This is a genomic window from Sphingomonas sp. Leaf38 (assembly GCF_001421825.1).
Lineage (GTDB): Bacteria > Pseudomonadota > Alphaproteobacteria > Sphingomonadales > Sphingomonadaceae > Sphingomonas.
The window spans coordinates 689,595-703,060 of record NZ_LMLD01000009.1; the positions used below are offsets into that span (position 1 = coordinate 689,595).

Sequence of the window (13,466 nt, forward strand, 5' to 3'; positions counted from 1 at the left end):
CATCCACTAACGAACGTCGTGATCTGCTGGGAAGCGGCCGCTCCGCTATTAGGAAAGCAGATGGCGTTAGCGGACGTCGTCAGGCGCTGCGGCCTTTCTCAAAAAAGGATGGGATGTTGAGCTTATCGTCGGGTCTGTGGTCAACGGTGTTCGATGACCCGGTGGGAAGGCGAAGCGGCGTGCGGCCAGGGCGATGAGGAAGGCGGCCACGGCCAGCGCGGCGACAGCGGGCGGCAGCAGCGTGGTCCCTCCCGTCGTGAGGAGCACCCCGCCAAGCGACCCACCGGCCGCAATCGCCAGGTTCCAAGCCGTTGTCACCATCGCCTGCGCCAGATCAACGCCATCACCGGCTGCGTCCGCCGACGCCGTCTGCATCATCGCCCCGGCACCACCGAAGCCAAGACCCCAGACAACGGCTGCTGCATAGACGGCAAGGCCCTGGCCGCCGATGAGCGACAGGAAAATAGCGACGGCGGCAAACGATCCGATCGCGAGCAATACCAGCATGCGCAGCATCCGATCGACTAGTCGCCCGACGATCCAGATGCCGACGAGCGAGCTGATGCCGAACGCCAGCAGGACGAGATCGACCCGCACGGACGCAGCGGTCGCGAACGGCGCGATGTAGGTGTAGAGGATGTTGTGGCCCGTCATCCAGGCAAGGATGACGAGCAGGATCGGTATGATACCCGGTGTCGCGACGACGCGGCGCAGAGAAGGACGATCGTCACCCGTCCGCCCGGGGGCATCGGGCACCTTGAAGATAATCCAGCCGATCAGCACGACACTCAGTGCCGAGAGGAGCAGGAACGATCCGCGCCACCCAACCAAACCGCCCAGGAAGGTGCCTATGGGAACACCCAGTGACAGCGCCAGCGGCACGCCGACCATGGCGAGGGCCATTGCCGGGCCGGTCTGATCGGCACGCACGATGCTGCGCGCGTAACCCGCAAGGATTCCCCAGGCGAGACCCGCCGCGCACCCGGCGACGAACCGCGCGACCAGCACGACCGTGATCGATCCGGCCCAAGCGGTCAGCGTGTTGCCGACAACGAAGCAGATGATGGTGGTAAGTAGTACCGGTCTTCTTCGAAGCCCCTGGGTCAGGCTCGTGAGCGGGATTGCTGCCAGCAAGGACCCCAGCGCATAGACGGCAACGAGTTGTCCCGCGATCGCCTCGGAGATCTGCAGGCCGGATGCGATCTGCGGGAGTAGGCCAGCAGGAAGTGTTTCGGTCACGATGCACAGAAAGCCACTGGCGGCGAGACCAGCAAGGGCCGCGGTCGGGAGTTTGGAGCGTGGAGCTACGCTCGCTTCAACGCGGCGTTTTTTGGAGGATGGAGGCATAACTGTCCTTGTGCATCGTTGATACCAACCCTGCGCCGTGACGAACCTGAGGCATGGTCATTTCTATGAATGGTCGCTATACAAATATGACTGACACAGGCAAGCGGGTTGTGTAATGACCATTAACGAAAATAAGCGGCCACGGGGGCGGCCCCGGGGATTCGCGCTTGAAGCTGCGGTCGAAGCCGGGCAGCACCTGTTTCACGAGCATGGCTATGAAAACGTCAGCGTGGCGGCGCTGACCGAGGCGATCGGGATTACTCCGCCGAGCTTCTATGCAGCGTTCGGCAGCAAGGCCGCATTCTTCAAAGAGAGCCTAAGGCTCTACTCGGCCACCGTGGTGCCGCTGGACCGCTTCCTGATGCCGGGTGCAGCGCCGATGGCAGCGCTTGGCGACATGCTGCGAGCTGCGGCGCACGCTTATACCACTAGTCCGCAGCGGCGTGGTTGCCTGATCCTTGAACACGCAAAAGCAGGCACAACGGATTGGGGCATCGCAGCCAAACAAATTGCGGGAGAAAACCGCAACAGGGTGGCGGAATTTCTGGACGATGCGGGAATTAAAGCTCCCGGACGTGTCGCAGATTACGTTGCTACGACAATGCTCGGCCTATCGGCTGCAGCGCGAGAGGGATGGGACGAGCCAAGACTGCTTGCCGTCGCCAACACGGCAGCCGAGGCTCTACTTTGTCGCTCAGGCCTTGAGGAGTGAACAGGTTTCTGCTTGGGCCGGCTTTCCCAACTGGGGACCTGCTGACCCACAAGGCGACATTCAGCGCCTCTTATCGTGTCTCCGAAAGCAGACATCCGTTCAGCCGTCCGGATCTAAGACCCGAGGCGCCGAATGCTCCAAAAATTAGACGGTTGCGTCGCCGGTCAGGTACCGATCAACGGGTATCGACGGCGAACGTGATGGCCCGACGCGTGTCGAGCCCGCGCATCAGCGCGATCTCGCGCTGGCAGAAGGGGCAGTCGCCGTCGTGCCAAACCGTGACCCGGTTGATCACCCTGCCGCCCGACCGTCACGACGGCTGCGCGCGACAAGCAGGGTCGCGACGCCTAGCCCGGCGACGAGCCCGAGTAACGGCAATAGGCGGTTCGGCGGGAACCCGTCCGCGGCGATCGTTGGCGCTTTGGACGCCGGAGCGTCGTAGCGTGACAGGTCGACGTCCTTCGAGCGGCCGCCGAACAGCTTGCTGGCGACGCCGCGCACTGCGGGGCGGCTCGCCAAGTTGAGAACGCCGTGGAGCAGCCGGATGCCGAGCTGGCTGTGCGGGTTGGCCAGCCGCGGCGCGATCTTGGGTACGCCCTGTGCATCCTCGACCATCGGCCGCATCGCCTGCTCATAGGCCGCCAGCGCCGCGAGCACTTCGGTCGAGCGGATCAGTTCTTGGGCCAGCACATAGGCGCCAGTGACCGCCAGGGTCGTGCCGTAGCCGGCGATCGGTGTCGCGCACCAAGCGGCGTCGCCGGTCAGCACGACATGCCCCTTCGACCAGCGCGGCATCCGCACCTGGCGCAGGACGTCGAAGTAGAAGTCGTCGGTCGTTTCCAGGCCGGCCAGCACGCGCGCACTCTGCCAGCCCGCATCCGCGAAGCGCTCGCGCAGCCCCACCTTCTGGCGCTCGACACTCCAATCCTGCTCGCCCCGCGGAGGCTGCTGCAGCGACAGCATCGCACGCGCGGTACCGTGCCGATCGGGGCGGAGCGACACGCTGCGGCCGCCGGGTGCATTGTACCAGCGCCACAGGCGATCGTCGTCCGGCTGTCGCGGAATGGTGAAGTAGGCGATCGTCAGGTCCATCCAGCGCGGCGCGTTTTCACCCGGGAAGACTAGCTCCCGCGTCTGCGACCCGACGCCCTCGGCGACAATGACCAACTCGTATCGCTCGGTGATGCCGCCAGCGAACTTGACGGTCGCGCCGTCATCATCCTGCGCAATATCCGCGATGCTGTCGCCGAACCGGTAGGTCGCATGGTCCTTCGCCGGCTCGTAGAGCAGGCGAGCCAGATCGCCTCGCAGGATCTCCATCTCAGCGGTGGGTCCGTCGGTGCCCGTGTCGGCGGTGAGGAACTGGGCGACAATCGTGCCGTCCTCCTCGACCCACGCCGTCCCCTCCTCGCCGGTGCCCTGCTCCAGCGCGGTCTGCTCCAGTCCCATTCGGCGAAGCACCTCGCGGCCGACTCCACGCACGTCGATGTTCTGGCCGCCATCGCGGAAGCCCGATGCTCGTTCGACCACGGTAACGTCAAAGCCAGCGCGCCCAAGCCACCAGGCGACGGTGTTGCCGGCGACGCTGGCGCCGGTGATCAGGACACGACGGGACATGAATGTGCTACTCCTCGTCTACCCAACGAACGACGGCGGATAAATCGCCCTTGGAACCTACGTAGCTAACATGCGCGCACGGCGAAGCCGGCGGCATCACGAGGACCCATAACCGGGCATTTAAGTCGGCCCTGCCCATTGTCGATACCGGATGTTCGTCCAACAGCGTGCTCGCGTAGAGCACACCTTACGCAAGCTACGCTTGCAGAATGGAAAAAAAGTCAACGAAATCAACGGCCGCTCTTCTAAGAACGCCCCGCAGTTCGGGGTGCGGCGATGGCCATATGGTCCCCAGAAATACAATGTTTTTAGCAGCTTGCGAACCGGAGTTGGTCGCTTCCGATGGCGATTTGCTCCCCAATGCGCTTGGCGCTGACAAACGGCAGTTACTCGACGGCAATTTTGCTCGGCAGAACCACCCTGCCCGCCCCTCCGAGTATACGATCTGGGACGCTCAGCTGGCCGGGTTTGGGCTTCGGATCAGGCCAAGCGGTCACGCCTTCTGGACGGTGCGGGTCCGCCATCGCGGTAAACAGCGCCGCATTACAATCAGCCGGGTCGAGGATGTGGAGGCAGCGTTCGCTCGCGCTCAGGCGCGCCGTCTGTTGGCACAAGTAGCGCTTGACGGCTTGCCGCAGCGTCGGTCGGTAAAACCTACGCCAACGCTGTCCACCTTTGTCGAGGCCTACTGGGAGGACATTGCCCGTTACTGGAAACCTTCGACTGCTAAGCGCAACCGCGAGGCATGGCGGCGCGATCTTGCGCCGGTCTTTGGCGGAATGCGGGTGGCCGAAGTGTTGCCTACTGACGTGATCCGCTGGCGTGACGATTGTGCGGGGTGCGCCGAAACCCGCTTCAATCGTGCGGTGCCGGTGCTGGCCAGCCTCCTGAAATATGCCGAGGCGCTGCATTTACGGCGCAAAGGCTCGAACCCGTGTCGGGGCCTTTCGCGCTACTCCCGCGAGCCAAAGGAGCGCTTTCTTTCGCCGCTGGAATATCGCCGTCTGGGTGCGGCGCTTCGGGACGCGGAAGAGACCCACCCAGCGCAGGTCGCGATTGTCAGGCTGCTACTCTACACGGGCGCACGGGTCGGCGAGATCCGCAATCTCCGGTGGGAATGGATTCAGCCGGCCCGTCTGGCGTTGCCCGACAGCAAGACGGGCGCGAAGACTATTTGGCTGAACAGTCAGGCAATAGCCATTCTGGAGGCAGTTCCCCGCCTTGCGGATTGCCCGCTCGTGTTCCCGGACAGAACCGGCAAAGGACCTGTCGCCGTCGCCAGCTGGTGGACGGCTCTTCGCTGCCGCTGTTCAATGCCTGACCTGCGTATCCATGACCTACGGCACAGCTTCGCATCCACTGCCATCATGGACAGCGTTCCGCTTGCGACGATCGGCAAGCTGCTTGGTCACATGCTGCCGGAAACCACCGCCCGATACGCACACCTAGCGGACGATGTCATAGGGGATGCCGCACAGCGGATATCTGGCGCGCTGGCTCAAGCGATGGGGATAACGGCATGACCGCACATGAGCTTGAAAGGATCGTGCGGTCATCGCTGGCCGAAGTCGGGATATCCTTTGAATATCCATATCTATATCGATCCGATGCTAAGGTTCGCTTGACGACCTGGTTTGAACACGAACGGGGTTTCGGTTTGCGCCTCTACCCCAGTGGACGTGAGGTCTACATCGTCCAGACCCGTATGGCTGGGCGCCTCCGCACGATCACCATCGCGCCCAGCACAATCATTAGTCAGCACCAGGCGCTAATGATCGCGCGGCGCGTAATCGCTTATGCACAAGTTGGTCATGACCCTGCGACCGATCGCGCCCGCATCCGCACCGCGCCACGCTTCGATAATTTCGTCGACGAATATTGGCGGCGTTGGTCGGCGCAGTGGAAGGCTTCCACTCTTGCGACGCACGACGTGTACCGCCGGCTCTATCTCGACCATGCCTTTCCAGGCATCTTCATCGACGAGCTGAACGAGGCTCATGTCACCCAGTGGTTCGCCGCGCTCAATGACAAGACCGGACCAGGGGCTGCTAACCGCTGCCTGACCATCCTCGCCAACATGCTGACCAAGGCAGAAAGCTGGGGCTACCGACTTGAGAACACGAATCCATGCCGAGCCGTTCGTCAGAACCGGAAGCACCGCCGCGAGCGCTTTCTGTCATCCGCGGAGTTGGAGCGGCTGGGCGAAGTGCTGGCGCAAGATCAAGCCGGAGAGGGCAAGCTAAAAGCGGTGGTGGCGTCGGCGGTAACTCTGTTGGTATTGACGGGGTGCCGCTCGGGCGAGGTGGCCGGCCTGCAATGGTCGGACGTCAAAGGCAACCGGCTGAAGCTGCGCGATAGTAAGACAGGACCGCGCACTGTTTGGTTGGGTGATCAGGCAAGGGCGGTTATCGCCGCCCTGCCCCGGCAACGGGGCGTGGCGTGGCTGTTTTGGAATTCGATGCTGTGCAAGCCGATACTGCGGATCGGCAATCACTGGCCGTCGATCCGTGACAGAGCCGGACTGCCGGGCGTTCGAGTTCACGACCTTCGGCATACGTTCGCTAGTCATGCGGCGATGAGCAGGGAAACGTTGCCAATGATTGGCCGCCTGCTCGGACACCGCAACACGCAATCGACCTCGCGCTATGCGCACCTTGATGACAATCATGTCCTTGATGCAGCGGAACAGATCGGGGCAGCTATCGAGCGAATGATCGCCGCCCTTCCCCGCCAACGGGGTGGCGGGGCTATTTTGAAACCCGGTGCTGTGCAAACCGGTACTGCGCACTGGCAATCACTGGCCGTCGATCCATGATAGAGTTGGGCTACCGGGAGTTCGAGTCCATGACCTTCGACATACATTCGCGAACCAAGCGGCGAATGCATAGGGAAACGCTGCCGATGATTGGCCGCCCCCTCGGACACTCAATACCCAATCGACCTCGCGCTATAGGCGCTGACTGCTGGATGGACGAGCGAGCACAATACGAGTGAAGCTGATCGACCGACCGATCTGGGGTAAGCGCTGAAACAGCATTGCTATCGACCGTTTTATATTTCACGAGAATGACAGTCATCCCAATACGTTCTACCCTCGTTTCAAGACAACTCGATCTTCTGAAAGGTATTGATGCTGCGCTGGCTACACCTAAGCGATATACATGTAGGCATGACAGCCCAGGGGTGGCTGTGGCCGACCATAAAGCATGCTTTTTTCGAGGACATGCGTCTATTGCTTGACAAGACGGGCTCGATCGATGTCGTGATCTTTTCAGGAGATCTTGCGCAATATGGATTGACCGCAGAATTTGACAGGTTTGATCAAATATACGCTGAGATATTAGCGGTACTGCAAAAGGCAGGGTCCAATCCAGGTTTAATCGCCTTACCAGGAAACCACGATCTTGTCCGTCCGGCACCTGGAGACATGCTAGAGCCGGCCCTTCGTCATGCACCCGAAGATGACAAAGTGGTAGACTTAATTTTCGATCCATCGAGCGAATATCGAGCTAGACTTGATCGATTATTTGAGAATTTCGTCGCGTGGCAGGAGCGTGCTATCGCTACCGGCATCCATCTTACACCAAAGCACCGCGGTCCATTAGCAGGCGACGCCGCTTATGAATTTGAAGTTGGTGAAGAAACTGTCGGGGTCGTATGCCTGAATTCAACATGGCTTCAGATTGGTGCCGGAGACTACAAAGGTCGTTTGCACGTTGATCCCCGGCAGCTTCTACCCGCCACCGGCAACGATGCGACTGAATGGTGTCGGGGTCATCAAACCAACCTGATGGTGACGCACCAGCCACCTAATTGGCTTAGTCCGACCAGCCAGATACAATGGGATGCCGAAATCGCACCTGCTGGGCGGTTTGACGTGCACTTATTTGGCCATATGCACGAGCACGACGCTACTATGGTCTCTTATGGCGGCAGCCCTGCTCGCCGCACTTTGCAAGCTTCGTCAGTTTTTGGTCTCGAACACATTGCCGGGCAGCAAGTTCGCGCTCATGGCTATTCCGTCGGACAGATTGACGGAGCAGGTTCGGCGCGTATGCTAACCAACTGGCCCCGTATTGCGGCGAAGACACGCTCGGGAAGATGGCAGATTGCTCCGGATACCGAATTAGGTCTTACCTGGAACCATAGCTTTTCGTGGCCTTTATCGGATGTACCAGCGCCAACAAAACAGCAGTTGGCGTCGGCAATTTCAGTTGACGAGGTGAGCAAACCCGACGCTCAAACTATTGCTGCGATTGAAAGTCTACGGTATTTTATTCAACCAGCCCCGGCTCATCGCGCCGTCCGCCGGATTGAGCGAGACGACGCCTTGCAAGCCCTAGCCCTTGGCGGCATTCTCTGGGTGTCGAGAGACTGGGGCCTAGGAGAGGACGGATTTCTATGGGCTGTGCTCTCCGATGAAATCACAGCTGACCCACCGTTATATCGGCTCGACCTGGAGGGATACGAGGGCCGAGATTACTTCCTAAAGAGCCTACGAGCCAATCTCGGATGTAGCTTTGAACAGTTATGTGAATATATGTCCGCGCTTCCGAACGCGACAATGCTTTTCGACAATATTCCTTACGGACCCAGCCGAGCTGCGGGCGCGTCTCCCGTCGAGGCAGAGGTTGAAGGCCTTGCTGATATCTTGCGAGAGTACTCGCAAGACACAAAGATAGTTTTGCGTGGTCGACCATTGCTTCCGGTTATTCGCCGTCCCGTTGTCGAACTAGTGCCGTTCGAAGAGGCAGATGTAGCTGACTATGTCCGAGCGTTCGAGCGCGGCAACGCCGCCCACATTTCAGCGGTCGATATCGAGCGGATGTGGCAACATACCGGAGGATCGCCAGCGCGACTCGATGCCTTGCTGGCTGACCTTCAGGTCACGTCGCTTGACGATCTGCTCAACACTGAACCGGAATATGGAGAGCTTGAGGTTGCAGACGATGCACCTGCTTCCCTCGTGGCCAGCCTCCGCGAATTATCTGCCTCTACGAACCGTAGGTGGGACCGCGCTTATCAAATGCTTGAAGCGCTAACGGCGCTTCCGCGCGGCGAGCAGTTCGATCGCATCAAGCGATTTCTTGGGGTTCACGCGTTCTATCCGGAGAACGCCAAGGAATTGGCGGCGCGGGGTCTAATTGAGACATCGCAGGTCTCGCGCGTCGAAGGAGGTGAGGCGCGAACCGCTGCGAAGACGTTGATCGTACCTCGCATAGTTCTTGATATCGTGCGCAACGCTATGACACCTGAACGGCGTCGCCATATCGATGGTCTGGCACTTGAGCTCTATTTTGGAAAAGATTGGCTGTCGGGGGAAGTGGCTAAGAGTCCGGCTGGTAAAAGATGCGCCGACCCGCTTTGCGAACCTTATGAGATTGCCAATGCGTGCGCCCTGATTGAGCGTGCTGTAGTACAAAATCGCGATGACGGGGACGCAGTAAAGCTTGAAGCGGCAGTTCGACTTGCCACAGTATTTGCGGACCTTCTTCGTCAAGGTAACCACTATATTGCAGCTGATCACCTCTGCGAGCGCACTATTGCTTTCGTCGGCACCGCTGGGTACGAGCGTCAGGTCGATCAGCTCCGCTACACCATGGCTCGTGCAGTGCGCATGCAAGGTAAACCAGAGGAAGCGATCGCCCTTTTTGGCGCGGTTAATCGCGATCATCTAAATGCAGATCAACGTCGAAGGATCAATCTGTCGTTGGCGCTTGCCTTCGATAGAAAGAATGACATTTTGCAGGCCGCGTATTGGGCCAGCGAAGCTCTTAAAGGAGGTAAAGCCGATGGTATTGGCTTACAGGCACGATCGATACTAGCTCAGCAATTGACTGACGAGTCAAAGCGCAATATTGAACTTGCTAAACTTGAGAAACTCGCCCGTCGTATTAATTTGGAATTTACGGCTAACAATATTGCCTATACTAGGGCGGCAAATTCTGGAAATGGGGCGGAGGCTGTCGAGCATCTTAATCGTGTTATCGCTAGCGCGGATACCGCAGATGACTTCAACAATGCCAGCCGAGCTATCGTACGACTTTCTAGACTTCGCATTGAACAGGGTGGGCGCAGTTCTGACGAAGATATCGGACTACTTATTCGTACGTATACCCATCTATTTAATGAGCGTGGGGGCGCCTTGTTTTCACAAGCTCATTCTGTGCTATGGCAGATATTTCAGGCGGCGGGGGAGTACAAGAACTTACTCCGCTTGTTTAGGCATAGTTCATTGATCTGGCGGCTGCAGGGTGCTGAGGATAGCGAAAACTCCTACTTGCGTGATATTGCTAGATTCGCGCCTTCGATCCCGGCATCCCCTGACATCGCGCGTGAACTCGCCTATTATCGCGCGCGCGCTGCCGCTTCGCTTGAGCGGCAAGCAGCGAACGATTTTGCGCTTTTGCCACAACTTTAATATTAACCGTTAGGGGCTATGCCGATTTGCACAGGAAATTTTCCACCATCAAATACTTGGCGGTCGTAAGTCTGGACGGTCGTTTCCCATTGCCCTTGCCCGAAATTGCCGCTCGCAAGCGGTAAGTCGGAGATCATTGTGATGAACAGATGTCCGCTCTCGGGGGCGGGAGTTGCCCCCGGCGCGTCCGATCGTTACCGGGACCGGACTAGTTGCCGTCAACCGCGGTCTGACGATTTTCGCCAATGTGCTTACCTAAGGCATAGTGCTCGGGGTACCGCCTAGGGAACACCAATCCCTGCCAGGCTGTCCGGCCCAATCGAAAGCGCCAATGCGAGCGGTTTCTATCACACGCGGAATTAGCCCGGTTGGGCAAAGTGCTCGCGGAGGATCAGGCCGGCGAAGACAGGCTGAAGGCGGTGGTGGCGCCCTGTTGCTGCTGACGGGTTGTCGTTCAGGTGAGGTGGCAAGCCTGCAATGCTCGGACGTCAAGGACAACCGACTCAGGCTGCGCAACAGCAAGACAGGGCCGCGTACCGTCTGGCTGGGTGACGAGGCTCTGGCAGTGATTGCCGCCCTGCCCCGTCAGCGTAACGTGGCATGGCCGTTTTGGAACCCGACGCTGCACAAGCCAGTGCCGCCGCTCGGCAACCACTGGCGCGCGATCTGCGACCGAGCCGGCCTAGCAGGCGTCCGGCTTCATGACCTGCGGCATACGTTCGCAAGCCATGCAGCAATGAACAAAGATACGTTGCCGATGATTGGTCGCCTGCTCGGGCACCTAAATACGCAATCGACCTCCCGCTACGCACTCCTTGTTGACGAGCACGGGCTTAGAACGGCCGAACGGATCGGAGCAGCTGTCCAGCGAATTCTCACCTAGAGTGGCTTCCCGAGTGCCTCCGCTTGGCCCCGCCAAACTTATTCTCTAAGCCTGAGAGCCCCGACCATACTTGATCGCTTTATGAAAGACCGACCTTGACCACGCAACAAGATGTTTGGCCGCCAGCAACCGGGATCACCGGCTTAGATCACGACGGTGCCGCTTTGGCCTCGTCGGAGATACCTGGCATCCAAGCGGTATGGCAGGATCAGCGGGAACGGCTTGACGGCACACAGCAGCTCGCTGATTTCACAGAGCGGCTTGGACGTGAGTGGGCCATCGAAACTGGGATCATTGAGAACCTATATGATATCGACCGCGGAATTACCCAAACTTTAATAGAGCACGGGTTCCACTCAGATATTCTGAGCCATGGTTCCGACCATAAGCCAAAAGAATATGTAATCCGAGTTCTACAAGACCAAAAGGATGCACTAGAGGGGATCTTCGACTTTGTTAAAGACAATCGCAACCTTAGCACCTCATATGTGAAGGAGCTTCACGCGGCGCTTCTTAGGAGTCAAGAAAGCACTGAAGCGATTGATCAGTTTGGTAGGTTGATTGAGGTACCTTTGATCAAGGGTGATTGGAAAGAGCGAACGAACTTTCCAGTCCGTGACGGAACAACCTATGCCTACTGTCCGCCAGAACACGTTTCGGCAGAGATGGATCGACTTATTGCTATTCACTCTGATCACGTCGCGCAATCAGTCCAACCAGACGTACAGGCGGCATGGCTTCATCATAGATTTACACAAATACATCCCTTTCAGGATGGGAATGGCCGGGTAGCGCGCGCCATTGCATCTTTAGTTCTGGTTAAGGCAGGTCTATTTCCGTTAGTCGTGACGCGGGATGACAAGGCCGCCTACTTGATAGCGCTTGAGGCAGCGGATGCGGGGCAACTTAGGCCATTGGTTTCGCTTTTCGCTAAACTACAGAGAACTCAATTAATCAAAGCTACTGCCATATCCGAGAATATCTTGGCCGCGGACGCGGATGTCTCTCAGTGGCTAAGAGGTCTCGAAAAAGCCGCTGAAAAAACGGCGGAGCAGAAGGTTGACGCACTCCGTCCGGTTTTCAACTTGGCTGAAGATCTTGAGCGTGACGTCATTGAGCAAATGCAGCGCATAGCGCCCCTAATCAAATCGTCCTTGGTGAAGGTCCATAATACTCCAACCGCGTTTGTGACCTCAGCGAATGAAGACACGGCTCACTACTTTCGGGCACAGATCGTGGAGAATGCTAAAGAAAACCTGAACTATTATGCTGACTTAAACTCCTATCGATCTTGGGTAGCATTAAATCTTGTGTGGAGTAGGAAGGCAAAGCTTGTATTTGCGTTCCACGGCGTCGGACGAAAGTTTAGCGGTACATTAATATGCTCGCCACTTTTGGAGTTCCGGGATGCCGATGAGGAGCAACAGGTGCGTGTCACGGTTGTACCTGTAACTGACGAGGGATTTGTTTTCTTTTTCAATGAATCGTCGCAGACGGTATTAGACCGCTTCCGATCATGGAGAGATTCAGTTTTCAAAGTATTTTTGCAAGAGTTGGGACAGAACCTGTAAATTGCCTGCCCTGGTCGAATGTAAGTCGTCAAATGTTCTACGTGACCCCGTTATTGCGTCTCACGCCTAACGGTGGTCATTGAAGAACTAATTTTCAGCTACCGTAGACTTTTTTACAGCGCGGCTTTCAAACCATCGAAGAAAATCGACGCAGGATTGCCAATTTTTATCTTCCACACGTTGTAACTAACTGCAAAAATGGCCTTGCCACGTAGCGCAGTTTGACGCCCGGATGTGATGAACCGTGTAAGCAACTTCGTCTTACTGTCCTCTTGAATATCGAACAGCTTACGGGCGAACATATCAAGAACGTCTATCGTTAGGTCGTCGTCAATCGTTGAGCATTCCTGGATATGGGTTGAAGCGTTGCCCGGCTTCGTTTTCAACACACGGCGGATGGAGAAACGTTTTGCATGCGATCGAACTAATTAAGGCCAAACGGGTGCATCTCTCGCGCTTGACGAACGAGCGTGGGGCCGCGGGCGAGTTGGAAGCCGTCAGCAAAATCGATAACTGGATTCCTAGGCCAAGGGGAAAAGATTTGAGGCGGCTTTTAGATGAGTTGGCTGCCACAGCTATCATCATTCGGGGGGCTAGCTTCGACGCAATCTCGTGTGAGGCAGGCGTAGATTTTGGTAGCGGTGACAGTATCCGAGCCGCACTACCGACCATGACTTTCATTGAGATCAAAACGGCGAATCAGCCGCGGGTGAAGCCCGGCTTCGATGGATTTTTCTTCGCGATAACCGAGAGCGAAATTTCAGCAGCCGATCAACGTGGGCCGCGGCATAAAGTGGCATTGTTCAATCGTCTAACCGATGAATTGCGCGTCACAAATATACCGGACATTCTCAACCGATCTAGGTCGATGACATGGCAGTTGTCGGTACAGCTGTAACCGTCGAGAAAAGCCAG

At 57.8% G+C, this 13,466-nt stretch carries 11 protein-coding genes; 7 read left to right on the forward strand and 4 right to left on the reverse strand.

What is annotated here, in order from left to right; genetic code table 11:
* Positions 1–66 precede the first annotated feature (66 nt).
* Complete coding sequence (locus ASE88_RS05320) at positions 67–1,347, reverse strand: MFS transporter (RefSeq protein ID WP_082466246.1); 1,281 nt, start codon at positions 1,345–1,347, stop codon at positions 67–69.
* Between the two features lie 115 nt (positions 1,348–1,462).
* Here ASE88_RS05320 and ASE88_RS05325 point away from each other — a divergent pair, with 115 nt between their 5' ends.
* The gene (locus ASE88_RS05325) at positions 1,463–2,059 is read left to right on the forward strand and encodes a TetR/AcrR family transcriptional regulator (RefSeq protein WP_056476167.1); all 597 of its coding nucleotides are present in this window, start codon (positions 1,463–1,465) and stop codon (positions 2,057–2,059) included.
* A gap of 175 nt (positions 2,060–2,234) precedes the next feature.
* On the opposite strand, the gene ASE88_RS18230 is transcribed toward ASE88_RS05325, so the two are convergent.
* Together ASE88_RS18230 and ASE88_RS05330 are read right to left on the reverse strand one after the other, a co-directional pair.
* Positions 2,235–2,354, reverse strand: coding sequence for a DUF393 domain-containing protein (locus ASE88_RS18230; protein WP_235527835.1), 120 nt, complete (start codon positions 2,352–2,354; stop codon positions 2,235–2,237).
* Entirely contained in the window at positions 2,351–3,676 is a 1,326-nt protein-coding gene (locus ASE88_RS05330) for an FAD-dependent monooxygenase (RefSeq protein WP_082466247.1), read from the reverse strand. The genes ASE88_RS18230 and ASE88_RS05330 overlap by 4 nt, the downstream gene beginning before the upstream one ends.
* Positions 3,677–3,978: 302 nt before the next feature.
* Here ASE88_RS05330 and ASE88_RS05335 point away from each other — a divergent pair, with 302 nt between their 5' ends.
* The 5 genes from ASE88_RS05335 (at position 3,979) to ASE88_RS18245 (ending at position 12,551) form a co-directional block, all read left to right on the forward strand.
* Positions 3,979–5,199, forward strand: a complete 1,221-nt coding sequence (locus tag ASE88_RS05335) for a tyrosine-type recombinase/integrase (RefSeq protein ID WP_156356926.1) — start codon at positions 3,979–3,981, stop codon at positions 5,197–5,199.
* Positions 5,196–6,491, forward strand: a complete 1,296-nt coding sequence (locus tag ASE88_RS05340; RefSeq protein ID WP_056476170.1) for a tyrosine-type recombinase/integrase — start codon at positions 5,196–5,198, stop codon at positions 6,489–6,491. Before ASE88_RS05335 ends, ASE88_RS05340 begins: the two co-directional genes overlap by 4 nt.
* A gap of 315 nt (positions 6,492–6,806) precedes the next feature.
* Positions 6,807–10,097 carry a metallophosphoesterase family protein gene (locus ASE88_RS18235; RefSeq protein ID WP_082466250.1) on the forward strand — a complete coding sequence of 1,097 codons (3,291 nt, stop codon included), beginning with the start codon at positions 6,807–6,809 and terminating at the stop codon, positions 10,095–10,097.
* A 433-nt stretch (positions 10,098–10,530) separates the two neighbouring features.
* Complete coding sequence (locus tag ASE88_RS18240) at positions 10,531–10,980, forward strand: site-specific integrase (protein WP_162233394.1); 450 nt, start codon at positions 10,531–10,533, stop codon at positions 10,978–10,980.
* Positions 10,981–11,075: 95 nt separating this feature from the next.
* Complete coding sequence (locus ASE88_RS18245) at positions 11,076–12,551, forward strand: Fic family protein (protein WP_082466254.1); 1,476 nt, start codon at positions 11,076–11,078, stop codon at positions 12,549–12,551.
* 113 nt (positions 12,552–12,664) lie between these two features.
* Here ASE88_RS18245 and ASE88_RS05355 read toward each other — a convergent pair whose 3' ends face one another.
* Positions 12,665–12,937, reverse strand: a complete 273-nt coding sequence (locus ASE88_RS05355; RefSeq protein WP_156356928.1) for a hypothetical protein — start codon at positions 12,935–12,937, stop codon at positions 12,665–12,667.
* A gap of 23 nt (positions 12,938–12,960) precedes the next feature.
* Here ASE88_RS05355 and ASE88_RS05360 point away from each other — a divergent pair, with 23 nt between their 5' ends.
* Complete coding sequence (locus ASE88_RS05360) at positions 12,961–13,449, forward strand: hypothetical protein (protein WP_056476183.1); 489 nt, start codon at positions 12,961–12,963, stop codon at positions 13,447–13,449.
* Positions 13,450–13,466: the final 17 nt, after the last annotated feature.

What these genes read in the sequence shown, in the direction of transcription:
- ASE88_RS05340 (WP_056476170.1), top strand. Translation starts at nt 5,196, where the DNA reads ATGACCGCACATGAGCTTGAAAGGATCGTGCGGTCATCGCTGGCCGAA.
- ASE88_RS05320 (WP_082466246.1), bottom strand. Translation starts at nt 1,347, where the DNA reads ATGCCTCCATCCTCCAAAAAACGCCGCGTTGAAGCGAGCGTAGCTCCA.
- ASE88_RS05330 (WP_082466247.1), bottom strand. Translation starts at nt 3,676, where the DNA reads ATGTCCCGTCGTGTCCTGATCACCGGCGCCAGCGTCGCCGGCAACACC.
- ASE88_RS18235 (WP_082466250.1), top strand. Translation starts at nt 6,807, where the DNA reads ATGCTGCGCTGGCTACACCTAAGCGATATACATGTAGGCATGACAGCC.
- ASE88_RS05325 (WP_056476167.1), top strand. Translation starts at nt 1,463, where the DNA reads ATGACCATTAACGAAAATAAGCGGCCACGGGGGCGGCCCCGGGGATTC.
- ASE88_RS05335 (WP_156356926.1), top strand. Translation starts at nt 3,979, where the DNA reads ATGTTTTTAGCAGCTTGCGAACCGGAGTTGGTCGCTTCCGATGGCGAT.